The sequence below is a fragment of the Prochlorococcus marinus CUG1435 genome (assembly GCA_017644375.1).
Classification (GTDB): domain Bacteria; phylum Cyanobacteriota; class Cyanobacteriia; order PCC-6307; family Cyanobiaceae; genus Prochlorococcus_A; species Prochlorococcus_A marinus_AH.
In genome coordinates, this window is the sequence record JAEPLP010000001.1 from 283,755 (window position 1) to 298,758 (window position 15,004).

Genomic DNA, 15,004 nt, shown 5'->3' on the forward strand with positions numbered 1-15,004 from the left:
TCATAATAAGTGAACATCACCTTCCTAGGAACAAGTTCTGGAGTACCGACCTTAACAAGAAATGTCTCTTCATTAGCTCTTAAATTATCACAATCTTCAGAAGTTTGGCTTTTTGACTGTGGAGAGGGAACGCAGCACCAAATTATGAAGAGTAATATTAAATCCTCACAAATCAAGAAGATATTTATTACCCATATGCATGGAGACCACATTTATGGCTTACCTGGTCTTTTAGCTACTCTAGGTTTATCAGGGAATAGTAATGGTATTGATATTTACGGTCCGTCAGAGCTGCGAGGGTTTATAAATTCTGCACTTAGTAGTAGTTCTTGCAAATTATCGTTTCCATTGCATTTCGTGCAAGTCGAAAATTATGCATCGCAAAATAAATTATTATTTGAAAACGAGAAAATAAAAGTAAACTGCGCTTGCCTTAAACATAAAATACCTGCATATGGTTATCGAGTAAGCGAAAAAGACAAGCCCGGTATTTTTGATATCAAAAAGGCAGAATCTATGAAAATAGAGCCTGGGCCAATCTATTCAGAACTGCAACAAGGTAAGAAAGTTACATTACCTGATGGAAGATCATTTGATGGGAAAGAGTTCTGCGGACCTCCAAGGAAAGGTGAAAGTTTTGTTTATTGTACTGATACTGTCTTCAGCGAGTCAGCGGTATCATTATCAAACAATGCCGATTTACTCGTACATGAATCAACTTTTTCAGAGGAGGATGAAAGTATGGCCTACGAAAAATTACATTCCACAACAATCATGGCTGCAAAAACAGCATTATTATCGAATTCAAAAAAATTGATAATTACTCATCTAAGTCCAAGATATACTAATAAAAATGCAATAACACCAAAGGATTTACTTCAAGAAGCTCAAAAAGTTTTCCCAAATACTCACCTCGCCAAAGATTTTCTAACTGCAGAAATTAAATAAACTGCAACAGTTCGTTAGCAGGAGCGTTGTAAATGACCAACCCATGAAATAATAGTCTTAGGTTTTTATATTTGATGTCGATCGAAATGGTCTCTATTTTTTCATCACTACATAAGTCTTGTAAAAGACTATTTATTTTTCTTCCATTAATTATTGGGTTACTTATTAATCCAATATCTGCAAATGCACTCTATCCTAGTGATCCTTCATCAGTTGACGTTCTAAAAGATGATCTTCATGGAGCTGACCTTCATAATACTGAATATGTTAAATATGATTTATCTAATCAAGATTTAGGAGAAGCTAATCTTCAAGGCGCATATATGAGTGTAACTACAGCAAAAAACTCTAGTTTTAAAGGAGCCAATATGACAGACCTCATTGCATATGCAACACGCTTCGATAATGCTGACTTTACTGATGCAAATCTTACTAATGGTGAGCTAATGAAAAGTGTTTTTGATGGAGCAATTATTGATGGGGCAGACTTTACTGATGCAAATCTCGATCTTTCTCAGAGAAAATCATTATGTGAAAGAGCTAGTGGAACTAACTCACAAACTGGAGTTAATACAATTGATAGTCTTGAATGCACTGGCTTAAAAGGTTACATGCCTCCAAAGCCAAAAGCATAATATTTAAAGCTAACTTAATTAGGAAAGATATTACCAGGTTCTTTTGAGCCTGGTTTTTTGCTATACCACCATTCTTGTATGTCAGAAGAAAATTTCTTTGAAAAAAAAGTTATAACTGTTTCAACAGGTTTTGATCCAGGCTCCAAAATCTGAACGGAATAAGATGGACATTTTCGTGAAGCCATATCAGCAACGAATCTAGAACCTATTCTTCTCCAACTAGGCTCCTTACTTCTCCAAGCAAGCCTTGAACAAGGCCATGGTAACTCTTCCCTGTCATATAGTCTGCAACATGGTCCAATTACCCTATAACTGTACTGACCTCCATAACTTGATTGAACACTGCCAGTTTTGAAAAATTCAAATTTATTCATTCAAAAAAAAAAGCCACCTTCATAGAGGGTGGCAGAGAAATAATGAATAATCAACTTAGAAAAGTTAATTTTTTATAATTAATACAATTCTTCCTCAGCATGAGTTGTAATTGTTACGTCAGATGTTGGATAAGCAACACATGTAAGAACAAAACCTGCTTCTAGTTGATCATCATCCAAGAAACTTTGATCTGATTGATCAACGCTACCTGAAGTAACTTTTCCCGCACATGTTGAACATGCTCCAGCTCTGCAGGAATAAGGAAGATCTATCCCTTGTTCTTCAGCAGCATCGAGGATGTACTGGTCATCAGGTACTTCGATAGTTGAATTGAGTCCTTCACCTTCGCTGATGAGTGTAACTTTGTAAGAAGCCATTTAAATAAAAAATTGTTGGTAATTAATACCTATCACTTACATTTTTAACATCGATTAGGTCGATATGTGAGATTTTGAAGTAAAAAATGACACAATAAAATGTATTGAAGGGTATCTATAAGAAAAACTTATACTTAGTTTTGATCGCTGGTTTTTTGAGCAGAAATGCATGCCCAATCTTTTCTAGTTGATACATCCGTTAATTTCAAGTCATTCTGGATTAATATTTTTATAATTTCATCTTTTTGTGAATTCAGAATTCCACTAAAAATGACTTCCCCATTTTTACTCAAGCACTTATAAATATTTGGAATCATTTCTTTTATTACTTCAGCAAGAATATTGCATAAAACAACATCAAATTGTTTAAGTTGATTTTTTAAAATTACCTCATTAAAGGATCCCAAATATGTATTTAAGTTTCTTAAATTACCGAAATTTAGTTGAAAATTAGAGTTAGTTGAATTTATAGCTAAATAATCATTATCCACTGCACAAACCTCTTGAGCACCTAGAAATCTTGCGGCAACACTCAAAATCCCACTACCACTCCCAATATCTAAGACCTTTTTATCAAAAAATGCAACATTTTCCATTTTTTCCAGACAAAGATAAGTCGAAGGATGACTTCCTGTACCAAAGGCTGCTCCAGGATCAATTTTTATGATTTGTTTATCTTTAAATTGTTCATTTAGATCAATCCAACAAGGCAATATTAAAAAATGATTTCCTACTAATTCAGGGGCCCAATATTTCTTCCAGCTTGTCAACCAATCCTCCTCTTTTATTATCCTCCATTGAAAAAATTGATTCTTAGCGTCATTAATGTTAAGAAGTTTGCAAATTATTTTTTCAAAACTAGTTCTAGAACGCTTGCTCCATTCATTAATGGGAAGCCATATATTCACCTCTTTTTTATTTTCATTTTTAATTAAATATTCAAATGAAAAACTAAATATTCCCAACTCATTCAATTTCCAAATAATAATTTCTTCTGAATCACTTTCTATCAGAAAAGTTACTTTATACCAATCTTTAATTGCCATTAATAGAGCCGGCCTCTTTATAGAGTAACTGGATTAGCGTTGGTAATTCCCTCTACTTCAATAATGGTATCAAGCAATTTATTAGGTATTGGATCATCAATACTTAGAACCATAACAGCTTCCCCTCTAACTATTTTGCGCCCAACTTGCATTGAGGCAATATTTACATTGTTGCTACCTAATAAAGACCCCAGCTTGCCAATAATGCCAGGCATATCTCTATGCCTAGTAACCAACATATATCTACTTGGCGATACGTTAACTGGGTATTGATCAATACTAATAATTCTTAATTCCCCATCAGCAAAAATGCTTCCTGCTACACTATGGTCGCCATTATCTCCATAAGTGGTTAACTGAAGCGACCCACTAGCAAATTCAGGTCTTGCCTCATCTTTACTCTCGACCACTGAAATACCTCTTGAATCTGCTTCTAGCGAAGCATTCACATAATTAATCCTATCTCCCAAAGCTTTACTTAGAAGTCCTTTAAGACTAGCTATTATTAATGGCTGGGAAGGATGTTGAACAAATTCACCTTGCAGTTTCACCTCTAGTTTTTGAATCTGTCCACCTGAAAGCTGACTTATAAGCAGACCCATTGTTTCAGCCAACTGCAAATGAGGTTTCAGACTATCCATAATATCAGGGCTCAAACCTGGGATATTTACTGCTGTTCTAGCAGATAAACCAAGCAAGACATCTCTTATTTGTTCTGCAACATCAACGGCTACATTTTCTTGTGCTTCCTGAGTAGATGCTCCTAAGTGTGGGGTAAGAATAAGATTCTTTTCAACCTTCAAAAGTGGTGAATTAGATTCCAAAGGTTCTTTAGAAAAGACATCTATTGCAGCGCCTGCAATCAATGATTTATTTAAAGCTTCTGCTAATGCCTCTTCGTCAATTAAGCCTCCTCGAGCACAATTTATTAATTTTGCGCTACTTTTCATACTTTTAAGCACGTCTATGTTTACTAAATTCTCTGTCTCTGGTGTGCGAGGCAAATGCAAAGTTACATAATCGGATTGTTGGAATAAATCCTCTAGCTCAGATAGTTTAACTTGTATTTGTTGAGCTCTTTCAGTTGAAACAAAGGGATCATATCCGTAAACTTCCATTCCTAATGCATTAGCTACTTTAGCTACATGAGCACCAATTTTCCCTAAACCTACTACACCTAATTTTTTCTTATAAAGCTCATTCCCAACAAATTTCTTTCTCTCCCACTTACCTGACAAAGTACTACTATTAGCAATTGGAATATGTCTAGATAAAGCCAACATCATAGCTATAGTATGTTCAGCAGCGGCTATTGTGTTTCCTCCTGGAGAATTAACGACAAGAACTCCTTTTTGCGTAGCAGCCTTAACATCGACATTATCGACTCCTACTCCCGCTCTTCCAATAATTCTCAGTTTACTTGAAGAGTTAATAATTGCTTCAGTCACTTGAGTACCAGAGCGAATCATTAAAGCATCATAATCTTGAATAATGGAAGCTAGCTCAGCGTCTGAGATTCCTATTTTCTGATCAACTTGAGCAACTTGTGAAAGAATATCGATTCCTGTTTGATCAATTGGATCTGTAATGAGAACTTTTGTCATTTAAGATTGGTTCTTTAATCTTTTACTTTAACTTAATCTATAGTGTATTTATCTTATTTTATTAATTTGAATAACACACAAACATTTGAGGATTGAAATTTGACTAAAAGTATCGTGATATTTGAAGACATTGATAAATGTATCCAACTATTTGAAGTGTTCAAAGAAAAATCTGTAATGCTCTCTGAAGCAATTTTGATCCCACCAATAAGTGAGAAAATATCATCAGATGAAACAGAATTACTAAATGCAAAAGCAAATATCTTATTCAAATCTCAAAATTTTGAAGAAATAAGAATCTTAAATCCTAAACTTGATAGAAATATTAGACAAAAAGATATGAGTAGATGGCTAATGCCATTTGGTTTTTTAGCTGGAATAGCTTTTTCTAATATGACTAATTTATCTACCTTCAGCTTTCTTGGTTTAAATACCATCGGGGAATCATTAATTGGAGGTCTCTTAGGAATGGGATCAGGTTATTTAGGAAGCATTGTTTCTTCATCAAGTATTAACATCAATAGAAATAAAGAGCTGAGATCAATTATTAATTTAAATAAAGAGGGTAAATGGCTCGTTCTACTTGAAAATCAAATTGGAACTGAATTACCTTGGGCTTTGATAAAACAATCAGAAGCAAAAGATATAATTTTTTTAGAAGGCTAAATGATTGATTTAAGAGGAATTTTAATAAATTCAAACTACAAAAAAGAAACTGAAGAATTAATAAATATTGCTAACTTAGCTTACAAACACTGGGAAACTTATTGGACAGGATTTTATTCAACTTATGTTTGCGAGGAGATTTTAAAAGATTTTGAGAATTTAAATGATTTCAAATTTTTTATTTATGGAGGATTCTCCTCTTCTCAAAGATCTAGAATAGCTTGCTTTAGAGGAGATAATATTCCTGAAGAGGATGTGCTAAAAAGTAATTTTCCAGCCCAAGGAATAAAAATTAATGGCAATTTTTTATTTGATAATGCTACACAAGACGACTTTAGATCCCTTTTAAATGAGATCGGGTTAAATCAATTAAAAGTAGGAGATATATGGACTACTGGCGATAGGGGAGCACAAGGAATAATTGATAATCTAGATATTGAGCATATAGATGAAAAAATTTTTTATTTGAGAGAGGTAAAAGTAAAAATTAATTTAGTTGGTATAGGTGAATTACAAATACCTTCTGGAAGATCAAAAAAACTTGTTAATACAGTAGAAGCTTCAACAAGATTAGACGCTATAGCTTCAGCAGGTTTTAGAATATCAAGAACCAAAATTATTGAAAGGATAGAAAATGGAATGCTCAAATTAAATGGAAGCAAAGTTAATAAGCCAACTATTAATCTCAAAATTGGCGACAAACTAGAATTAGAAAATAAAGGATTTATCGAAATTCTAAATTTAGAAATCACCAAAAGAGAAAGATGGAAAGTTAAATTACTTAGAAAATGAAACTTAACCTGCTATTTTCTTATAAGGGGGAATTTAAAATTCTTCAATTTGGGCGATTAGCTCAGTGGTAGAGCACTACCTCGACACGGTAGTGGCCACTGGTTCGAATCCAGTATCGCCCATTAAAACTTTTGATGACTTAGGTTAGATCCACAGAAAATAATTTCATTTTTTAGATTATTCAAAAAGATGAAACTTAATCAAATAATTAATCTTCACAAGGGTCTCACTGCATTTGTAGTGATAGGTCTTATGAATTTTTTTGATAATTTTACAATCGCTCCCTACGTTTATTTAGCTCTGCACGGTACTTATGGATTTCTTTGGCTTTTAAAAGAAAAGATATTCCCAGATCCTTATTTTAAAGAAAAAATCAATTTTTTAACTTCAGTTACTGGTTTTATTTTCCTTGGAAGTTACTGGGTAGCTCCCTACATTCTTATCTCATCTCAGAAATCTGTTCCAAATATTGTAATAGCTGCTTCTGTATCTATAAATATAATTGGTGTGTTTTTGCACTTTGCTAGTGATGCCCAAAAATATTTTTCTCTTAAATTAAAAAAAGATCTAATTAAAGAGGGATTTTTCGAAAATATAAGAAATACAAATTATCTAGGAGAAATACTAATTTATCTATCATTCGCCATCCTCTCAATGAGTTTCGTTCCATTAGCAATTCTTGCAATATTTTTCTCTATAGTTTTTCTCCCAAGAATGATAAAAAAAGATAAATCACTCTCAAAATATGATTCATTCGAAGAATACAAAAAGAAAAGTGGTCTTATTTTGCCTAAATTAAATGCTTGATAACAACTTACCAAGTTGGAGACAAGATTTAAAATCTTCTAGAAAAAAAGAGGGTAAATTACCCTCTAATAGATGGATGCAACTTGCAACAGTTAGCGAAAAAAATGAGCCAAGATTAAGAACAGTTGTTTTCAGAGGATGGCATAAAGATAGTTCAATGATAATTTTTACAGATAGAAGAAGTGAAAAAATTGGGCATTTAAAATCCAACCCTAATGCAGAAATATTATGGTTCTTTTTGAAATCCAAATCACAATATAGATTTAAAGGAAAAATACGTGAAATAATTGATAACAAAAATTATTGGGATTCATTATCAGAAAAATCAAAATCTTCTTGGCTTTGGGGGTCACCTGGAGAGAAAATAAACCCAAAAGTCCAATCTACTCATGAAATATTTTTCAATCTATCTAAGTCAGAAAATTTTGTGGTTCTAAATTTTGAAATCGATTCAGTAGATCTTCTTAAATTAGAACAGCCTGTTCATAAACGATATCTTTGGGAAAAGGTTAAGAAATGGGAGAAATTTGAAATTAATCCTTAAATATTTCTAAATTGTATATTTAGGTTGAAAAACATATAGTGATCAGTCAATTTTAAAAAAGAACTATTATTTATATGAATTTCTCGGAAATTCCAGAAAACCCTTTTATTTTTTTATCTTGGGTGACTGCTATAGGGCTGTTTATAAGTCTTTCTGAAGCAACGATTAAGATAAAACTTGAGAAGAAAAACAGTTATAGAAAAAGGTTAGAACTAATAAATAGTCTCTATCCTAAAAAGTTAGCTTGAAGTATCTGAGAGTATGTTGGCTTGGAGAAATTGAAATAAACCACCTTTACTTGTTTCTTCTGTAACTTCGACTTCCCTAGAATTTCTTGATTTTGTTGAAGGTATAATTTCCTCTTCATCTTCTGATTTCAGGATTCTGATAATGACTTCATCTAATGAGAAATTACCAGGCCCTGTTAATGCAATTGACGTTGCTGAAGCGAAGTATAAAAGTAAAAGCTCTAGTAAGAAAATATTAAAACCTGAAGTAACAAGTGCATGATATATAGCCACAGAAATTGTTCCAACAATTGCTAAAGCTCCGAATCTTGTAGCTAAGCCGATAATTAGTAACCAACTACCACCTATTTCTGAGAACGCAGCTATGTATGATAAAAATATTGGAAATGGAAGGTGTAATGGTCTGACAAAAGCATCAGCGAAATTTTCTATATTTGCTAATTTCTCATAACCGTGATGGATAAGAACAGTTCCAGTTATAACTCTAAGAATTAATAAAGCAGTATCTTTGCTAAACGACTTTGTAAGAATTGTTGAAAGCACTATAAAAAAATTATCCTTAAGTAAAAATAACTAGTCATAGTATCCATCGTGGATTAAACAGCAAAAATCGCACCTAAATAAGTATTTATACTTACTTGCCAAAAGGGTTATTTTTCTGAATAGGAATTCAACTAAGTTAAAAATTATTTTTTTGAATAATTTTCTAATATTCTCTGATTTATTTTTGGAATATTTTCTTTAAATTTGAAAAACCCTTTTTTAGCAAATTTCCAAGCAAATAAATCTTCATCCCTCACAAGATTAAAAATTTTTTTATGGTGTAAATTTTTAAACTCAGTTATGAAATCATAATTTTCTCCCACTCCAGGATAAATAATGTCTATTTCGTTGGTATTTTTTAAGGTATTTTCCAGTGAATAAGGGTCAATCTGTTCAACGTTATCAAAATCCTTTACAAATTCAGAGACCAAATCTTGTTTAAATTTCAAAACAGCTTCAGACAATATAATTTGTCTTTGTTCATTTTTTAAAAGGATAATTAATACTTTTTTATAGCTTGTAAGTAAATTTTTAAGGGTTGCAAGGTGCAAATCATTTTCAAACATAATCAGATTATCTGATTTAGGATTCATATCAGTTTTATAGATCTCATCTTCTAATGGTATTTGATTAGATTCTTCAAGAAAAATTTGTTGATTACTAATTTTTTCTGCATTAAATCTATTATTTGAAAATTTTCTGAGGTTTGATGATGAAAAAAGATATTGTTTTCCCTTGGTTTGCAATCCTCCGACCCATCTCCAGCTAAGGAGATTAGATGCAGCATCACCATCAAAAAGATATTTAAAGAAAAACTTTGCTCCTAATTGCCATGGAAGGCCTAAATTAAATATCCAAGTACTCGCAAACCACATTCTTGTATGATTATGCAAATAGTTGTACTGCTTTAATTCATGGACCCAAGAATTAAAAAAATCTAATTCTGTATTGCCATTAATTGCGCTTTCATATAGCTCATAATCAAAATCAAAATTGTTTTCTGAAATAAAATTTCTCCAAACTTTAGGTCTATTTTCCATCCACCCTTTCCAGTAAACTCTCCAAAATATTTCTTCAACAAATTTAGTTGAATTTTTGATTTTGTACTTACTTTTAATATCATGAATCAGATCATATTCCGATAAAATTCTATGCGTAATGAAAGGCGATAATTTTGAAACTGAACTTTCGTTATTTGGCCCAAAATCAAAATTTCTTAATTTTGCATAATCATTAATTTTGTATTTCGCAAAATTTTCCCAGGTATTTTGAGCTTTTAATAAAAATGACATTTTCTGATAACTCTAAAAAATTTTTTTTTGTATTGATAGAAATTTCAAAATTCCCTGCAAATTAATCCTTAAAATTTTCTATTTCACTTTTAAGTAAATATGTTTGATTGAAGTATTTAATTTAAACTCCTAATCCGTACATTTTATACTCTTTAATCGCTCTCTACGTAGGAGGATATTTAGTGCTGAATTACTTTTTAAATCTAATTTAAATTTTAAAATCTTTACTTAAATGATTTTTTCTAAAAGGTTTTTAAATATTTATCAAAATTATTATGAATAATTTATTAGTGAGAGATGTTAAGTATCTTGATGAACAATACAGAATAGGTGAAGGCATAATCTCCGATAATGCGTTTAAGCAACTTGAAAAGCTCTTTATTCCTGTTGATCCAGAATATGACTACTTTAATCAAAAAAATAATAAACTTTTGCCAAAATTAGCTAAAGAAAACTATAAAGAATTTTTGAAAAGTTTATTAACAAAAACAAGATTAAGCATTCAACCAAAAATTGATGGCTGTGCTATTGCAATTAGATATATAGATGGCAATTTTAATAAAGCTATTACAAAAAAAGGATTAGATGTCTCAAGCAAAATTAAACAAATTAAAAATGTCCCCGATTGTATTCCTATCAAACGAGATTTTCAAATTAGAGGTGAACTATACGCTACAAACCAAGTTGCCGGAATTTCCCAAAGAATTACAAGAAAATACCTCAATGATAAGAAGCGGATTGGAGAAAGTCTCCGCTTTTGCTGTTTCCAAATACTTAATGGAAGACTTAATCAATACGAAACCCTTAACTATCTTAAAAAATGTGGCTTCAGCACCCCTGAAAGTTACTTCACAAATCATACAAGCGAAATCCAAATATATATAAAAAATTGGTTAGAGAGAAAAATATTTGCGAAATATCCAACTAATGGGATAGTTATAAAAATAAATAGTAGGAAATTACAGTCACTTAGAGAGAAAAGTTTATCTCAAAATAACGAATGGCAATATGCAATTCAAAAATAATATTAAATAGTACCTTTAAAAAGAGCTCACGATACTGACTTCCAGTATTTACAGTAGAAAAGTAATTAAATTTTGGTTAAATTCCAAATCAATATGCAGGATTCATAAATGACTGCCACTATTTCAAGACCTAAAATCTCTAACTGGGAAACATCTAATATTCCAAACCTTGCAGGCAAAACAGCGCTAATCACTGGTGCGAATAGTGGTCTTGGATACTACACTGCAAAGGCCTTAGCAGAAAAAAATGCTCATGTTGTTATAGCTTCTAGATCGCTTGAAAAAGCTAATCAAACTATCAAAAAACTCAAAGGTCTTAATCCTGAAGGATTATTTACTCCTTTAGAATTAGATTTGTCAGATTTAAAAAATGTTGTTGAAGTTCAGTCCAAAATTTTTGATAATTTTGAAAATTTGGATTTATTAATCAATAATGCAGGCATTATGCATCCGCCTAAAACTCTTAGTGCCCAGGGATATGAAATACAATTTGCAGTTAATCATCTAGCTCACATGCTTTTGACTCTAAAGCTACTTCCAATTATTGAAAAAAAAGAAAAATCTAGAATAGTGACGGTTACCTCCGGAGCACAATTTTTTGGTAAAGTTGGTTGGAAAAATCTGAAAGCCGAGAACTATTACAATAAATGGGAATCTTACTCCAATAGCAAATTGGCAAATGTAATGTTTGCTCTGGAACTAAATGAGAACTTAAAGCATAAAAATATACTTTCTTTAGCTGCTCACCCAGGAATTGCAAAAACAAATCTCTTTACTGCTCAAAAACCTAACCCTGGCCCATTAGAAACGTTTTCCTTGGAATTATTTAGCCCTATTTTTCAAACTGCTGAGATGGGTGCTTTACCTCAACTTTTTGCAGCTACTTCACCAGACGCAAGAGGCGGTGATCATTATGGTCCTAGATTTAATTTTAGAGGTCATCCAAAACTATCCCCTACTTCTCCTTTCGCCATAAATAAAAAAGAAAGAAAAAATTTATGGGAAAAAAGCCTTGAAATACTTAATAACTTCTTATAAATTTTTCATTTTTACTAACTTTAGAAAATACTTCAAGATATGTAATTCACTCTCTGAGAGTTTCATAAATTCTGTTAAGGCATCATAATTTTTTTCATCAATTTTTTTTGACAATTTAATAAAACTATCATGGTTTTCATTAACAAAGCGCTCAGCAATCTGAGACGGAGTTAAACCTTTTTCAATTAATTCACCTGGAGCATTTTTCTCCCACTTTTCATAAAACCAAGAGAACCAATCTTTTGCAGTATTATCTTCCATTAATTAACTTTTCTTGGACGAATACTATAAATACTGAAAAAAGATCTCATGATTGAATTACCCCTTAAACACAATTAATATAAATGCAATTATAAATTTAATGATAGATAATCTTTCAAGTAAAAGAAATATTAATCTTGTAATTGGATTAGGTAAATCTGGATTTTGGGCTGCCAAGTATTTGAGAAGCATCAATAAGAGAGTAATTGTTTGGGAAAGTAAAGATGGGATAGAATTCTTAGAAAGAAAAACAGCCTTAGAAGAGCTTAATATAATAGTTTCTCTAAATAAAGAATTTGTATTTGAAGAAATTCAACCTTTTGTGAAAGAGATTGAATCTGTTGTTGTAAGTCCATCAATACCTTATGACCATGCAACTATTATTGAATTAAAAAAAAAAGGAATTAGAGTAATTGGAGAAATTAATGTTGCATGGGAAATTTTAAAAGACACTAATTGGATAGGTATTACTGGCACTAATGGCAAGACTACTGTTACTCATTTACTAAGCCATATCCTCTGCAATACTGGAATATATGCTCCTTTTGCTGGAAATATTGGTACACCTTTATGTAAATATGCCTACTCCAAAAAAAACGAAAAAATTGATTGGGTTGTAGCTGAATTAAGCAGTTATCAAATAGAAATATCTCCTGAAGTAAAACCTAATATTGGAATCTGGACAACCTTCACAGAAGATCATCTTGAGAGACATAAAACACTTGAAAACTATTTCAACATAAAAAAAAGCTTGTTAGAAAAATCTGATTTTAGAATTTATAATTATGACGATAAAAACCTAAGAAATCACTACAATTCTCTATCAAGAGGGGTTTGGATAACAACTAGTTTCGATAAATCAAATTTTATTCATTGCGATTATTGGATAGATGATCAAGCATACATTGTTGAGAGAGGGATGAAATTATTCAAACTTAAACATTTTTCTTTAAAAGGAATGCATAATCTTCAAAATCTTTTATTGGTAATTGCAGCAGCAAGAAAAGTTGGTTTATCAGGCAAGAAGATTAAAGATTCTTTATCTAATTACAAACAATTACCCCATAGGATGGAAACAATTTATAAAAATAATGATCTGGAAATCATTAACGATAGTAAAGCTACAAATTTTGACTCATCTATTGCGGGAATAAGTTCAATTGAAGGTCAAATAATAATCATTGCTGGGGGTAGATTAAAAGGCAATGAATATAGTGAGTGGATAAAAGTTTTAAAGAAAAAAGTTAGATGTGTTTTCCTTTTTGGAGAGAGCTCAAAAGTCCTAAAAATGGCGCTTATTAATGAAGGATTTAAAAAAAATATTTTTGAATTTTCAGAACTAGAAGAGCTTTTAAATTTTGTTTTTCATTATTTACAAAATAATAGGGTTGGAACATTATTATTCTCACCTTCATGCTCTAGTTTTGATCAATTTAAAAATTATGAAGAGCGTGGAGATTATTTCAAGAAACTAATAAGTGAAAAATTAAAGGTTAATAAATCCATTTTTTGTTCAAGTATCATTTCGTAATTTTCAGGTCGGTCATCACAACCGTTTACCCCCTAGCAAATATTCACTTAATTAGTTAGATTTTGACTATAAATTAACTACTAGCAATGAGTGAATCTAACAATTTACCTCAAGCAATAAGTCATAAAAAATTAAGTTACTTGATGCTTAAGGCACAAAAGGATGCTCATTTTTCTGATGAATTAGCAGAAATAGAAAGCCCCGAAAAAAGAGAATTTGAAGAGTTAATAAACAATTGGGAAGCTTCAACTAAGAAGGTAGTTAATGAGTTATCAAAAAGAAAAGAGAATTTACTAAAAGATAAATCACCAAATTCTTTAATTGCACTTGGTGCTATGGAAGTTCACCTTAATATGGCTTTGCAAGCCTTAAATGCATTTAATAAAGGAGTTGATGGGTAAAAGTAAAAGACTAATTATAAGGAAGGCATCGAAAATAAGAGAAAATCTAAGTCTTTTTCAGTATCTATAGAGACATCATCAAAATAATCAATTTCAAATCCCAAGCCATCTCCAGATTCGAGAAATATATTTGAATTAGAGTCTTTACTTTTTAATAAAAGATTACCTTCTATTATTTGTATCCAATTATATTTATCGATTTTTAGTGGCAATTTTTTTTCTTTAATTTGTTTATATTTACAACGCCATAAAGAGATACTTTGATTTAGAAAAAGCTTGTTATTTTTACCGTCTTTGTAATTAAAAATAAGATTATCCCACAACTTTTCATTTAATGAAATTTGATCATATCGGGGTTTGATATTTTCTTTTTGAGGGTATACCCAAATCTGGAACAACTTACAGGTCTCATTTTCTTCGTTCTTCTCGCTATGAGAGATTCCAGTACCTGCAGACATAACTTGTACTTCATCTTTGTAAATTTTTCCAAGATTATTTAACGAGTCTCTATGAGTTATTGCTCCTTTTGTTACGACAGTAATTATTTCCATATTTACATGAGAATGTGTATTAAATCCTGCATTAGGAGAAATAATATCTTCATTTATAACTCTAATTTTTCCAAAATTATCCCATTTTTGATCTCTATGCTCTGCGAAAGAAAATGAATGCATCGAATTTAGCCATTCTCTAGTTGATCTAAATCTTTCGTGAGATTTTCTAATTTTAATTATTTTAAAAGACATAAATACTAAGAAATAAATATGGTGTATTTGTGTAAATTAAATATTTTTTAAAAATTATAAATTATGAATAAGTGAAATTACTTTTTATTTATTTATTGATTTTACTTTGTGCTTTATTTGCTTTA

General features: G+C 31.1%; 18 protein-coding genes and 1 tRNA gene. 11 read left to right on the plus strand and 8 right to left on the minus strand.

All coding sequences use genetic code 11. The annotated features are described in order from the left end of the window. The first annotated feature begins 9 nt into the window (after nucleotides 1-9). Nucleotides 10-948 (plus strand): ribonuclease Z, encoded by a 939-nt coding sequence (gene rnz, locus JJ844_01610; GenBank protein MBO6974373.1) that lies wholly within the window; start codon nucleotides 10-12, stop codon nucleotides 946-948. Nucleotides 949-1,022: 74 nt separating this feature from the next. Beyond that, nucleotides 1,023-1,583: a pentapeptide repeat-containing protein gene (locus tag JJ844_01615; protein ID MBO6974374.1), complete on the plus strand. Its 561-nt coding sequence runs from the start codon at nucleotides 1,023-1,025 to the stop codon at nucleotides 1,581-1,583. A 14-nt stretch (nucleotides 1,584-1,597) separates the two neighbouring features. Here JJ844_01615 and JJ844_01620 read toward each other — a convergent pair whose 3' ends face one another. The 4 genes from JJ844_01620 to JJ844_01635 form a co-directional block, all read right to left on the minus strand. Then, nucleotides 1,598-1,957, minus strand: coding sequence for a hypothetical protein (locus JJ844_01620; protein MBO6974375.1), 360 nt, complete (start codon nucleotides 1,955-1,957; stop codon nucleotides 1,598-1,600). Nucleotides 1,958-2,035: 78 nt separating this feature from the next. After that, nucleotides 2,036-2,335 carry a 2Fe-2S iron-sulfur cluster binding domain-containing protein gene (locus JJ844_01625; GenBank protein MBO6974376.1) on the minus strand — a complete coding sequence of 100 codons (300 nt, stop codon included), beginning with the start codon at nucleotides 2,333-2,335 and terminating at the stop codon, nucleotides 2,036-2,038. 134 nt (nucleotides 2,336-2,469) lie between these two features. After that, nucleotides 2,470-3,381: a 50S ribosomal protein L11 methyltransferase gene (locus tag JJ844_01630; GenBank protein MBO6974377.1), complete on the minus strand. Its 912-nt coding sequence runs from the start codon at nucleotides 3,379-3,381 to the stop codon at nucleotides 2,470-2,472. A 17-nt stretch (nucleotides 3,382-3,398) separates the two neighbouring features. Then, nucleotides 3,399-4,985, minus strand: a complete 1,587-nt coding sequence (locus tag JJ844_01635; GenBank protein ID MBO6974378.1) for a phosphoglycerate dehydrogenase — start codon at nucleotides 4,983-4,985, stop codon at nucleotides 3,399-3,401. A 99-nt stretch (nucleotides 4,986-5,084) separates the two neighbouring features. Between JJ844_01635 and JJ844_01640 the strand changes: the two genes are divergently transcribed. The 5 genes from JJ844_01640 (at nucleotide 5,085) to JJ844_01660 (ending at nucleotide 7,794) form a co-directional block, all read left to right on the plus strand. After that, nucleotides 5,085-5,651 carry a hypothetical protein gene (locus JJ844_01640; GenBank protein ID MBO6974379.1) on the plus strand — a complete coding sequence of 189 codons (567 nt, stop codon included), beginning with the start codon at nucleotides 5,085-5,087 and terminating at the stop codon, nucleotides 5,649-5,651. Then, a complete protein-coding gene (locus JJ844_01645) occupies nucleotides 5,652-6,443 on the plus strand; it encodes a photosystem II S4 domain protein (protein MBO6974380.1) in 792 nt (263 codons plus the stop codon). Nucleotides 6,444-6,493: 50 nt separating this feature from the next. Then, a tRNA-Val gene (locus JJ844_01650) sits at nucleotides 6,494-6,565 on the plus strand. A 67-nt stretch (nucleotides 6,566-6,632) separates the two neighbouring features. Beyond that, nucleotides 6,633-7,250: a DUF1295 domain-containing protein gene (locus JJ844_01655; GenBank protein ID MBO6974381.1), complete on the plus strand. Its 618-nt coding sequence runs from the start codon at nucleotides 6,633-6,635 to the stop codon at nucleotides 7,248-7,250. Then, nucleotides 7,243-7,794 carry a pyridoxamine 5'-phosphate oxidase family protein gene (locus tag JJ844_01660; GenBank protein ID MBO6974382.1) on the plus strand — a complete coding sequence of 184 codons (552 nt, stop codon included), beginning with the start codon at nucleotides 7,243-7,245 and terminating at the stop codon, nucleotides 7,792-7,794. Before JJ844_01655 ends, JJ844_01660 begins: the two co-directional genes overlap by 8 nt. A gap of 239 nt (nucleotides 7,795-8,033) precedes the next feature. Here JJ844_01660 and JJ844_01665 read toward each other — a convergent pair whose 3' ends face one another. Continuing rightward, a complete protein-coding gene (locus tag JJ844_01665) occupies nucleotides 8,034-8,585 on the minus strand; it encodes a DoxX family protein (GenBank protein MBO6974383.1) in 552 nt (183 codons plus the stop codon). A gap of 143 nt (nucleotides 8,586-8,728) precedes the next feature. Continuing rightward, the gene (locus JJ844_01670; GenBank protein ID MBO6974384.1) at nucleotides 8,729-9,877 is read right to left on the minus strand and encodes a DNA photolyase; all 1,149 of its coding nucleotides are present in this window, start codon (nucleotides 9,875-9,877) and stop codon (nucleotides 8,729-8,731) included. A 275-nt stretch (nucleotides 9,878-10,152) separates the two neighbouring features. Between JJ844_01670 and JJ844_01675 the strand changes: the two genes are divergently transcribed. Beyond that, nucleotides 10,153-10,902, plus strand: a complete 750-nt coding sequence (locus JJ844_01675) for an NAD-dependent DNA ligase (GenBank protein MBO6974385.1) — start codon at nucleotides 10,153-10,155, stop codon at nucleotides 10,900-10,902. Between the two features lie 108 nt (nucleotides 10,903-11,010). Beyond that, on the plus strand, nucleotides 11,011-11,940 hold the full coding sequence (locus JJ844_01680) for an SDR family NAD(P)-dependent oxidoreductase (protein ID MBO6974386.1): 930 nt from the start codon (nucleotides 11,011-11,013) through the stop codon (nucleotides 11,938-11,940). Here JJ844_01680 and JJ844_01685 read toward each other — a convergent pair. Beyond that, nucleotides 11,935-12,201 (minus strand): hypothetical protein, encoded by a 267-nt coding sequence (locus JJ844_01685; protein ID MBO6974387.1) that lies wholly within the window; start codon nucleotides 12,199-12,201, stop codon nucleotides 11,935-11,937. The genes JJ844_01680 and JJ844_01685 overlap by 6 nt on opposite strands. A gap of 100 nt (nucleotides 12,202-12,301) precedes the next feature. Here JJ844_01685 and JJ844_01690 point away from each other — a divergent pair, with 100 nt between their 5' ends. Both JJ844_01690 and JJ844_01695 read left to right on the plus strand, forming a co-directional pair. Beyond that, complete coding sequence (locus JJ844_01690; protein MBO6974388.1) at nucleotides 12,302-13,732, plus strand: UDP-N-acetylmuramoyl-L-alanine--D-glutamate ligase; 1,431 nt, start codon at nucleotides 12,302-12,304, stop codon at nucleotides 13,730-13,732. A gap of 86 nt (nucleotides 13,733-13,818) precedes the next feature. Further along, nucleotides 13,819-14,133, plus strand: coding sequence for an MATH domain-containing protein (locus tag JJ844_01695; GenBank protein ID MBO6974389.1), 315 nt, complete (start codon nucleotides 13,819-13,821; stop codon nucleotides 14,131-14,133). 14 nt (nucleotides 14,134-14,147) lie between these two features. Here the strand turns inward: JJ844_01695 and JJ844_01700 are convergent, their stop codons facing one another. Continuing rightward, a complete protein-coding gene (locus tag JJ844_01700; GenBank protein MBO6974390.1) occupies nucleotides 14,148-14,879 on the minus strand; it encodes a pirin family protein in 732 nt (243 codons plus the stop codon). Between the last annotated feature and the right edge of the window lie 125 nt (nucleotides 14,880-15,004).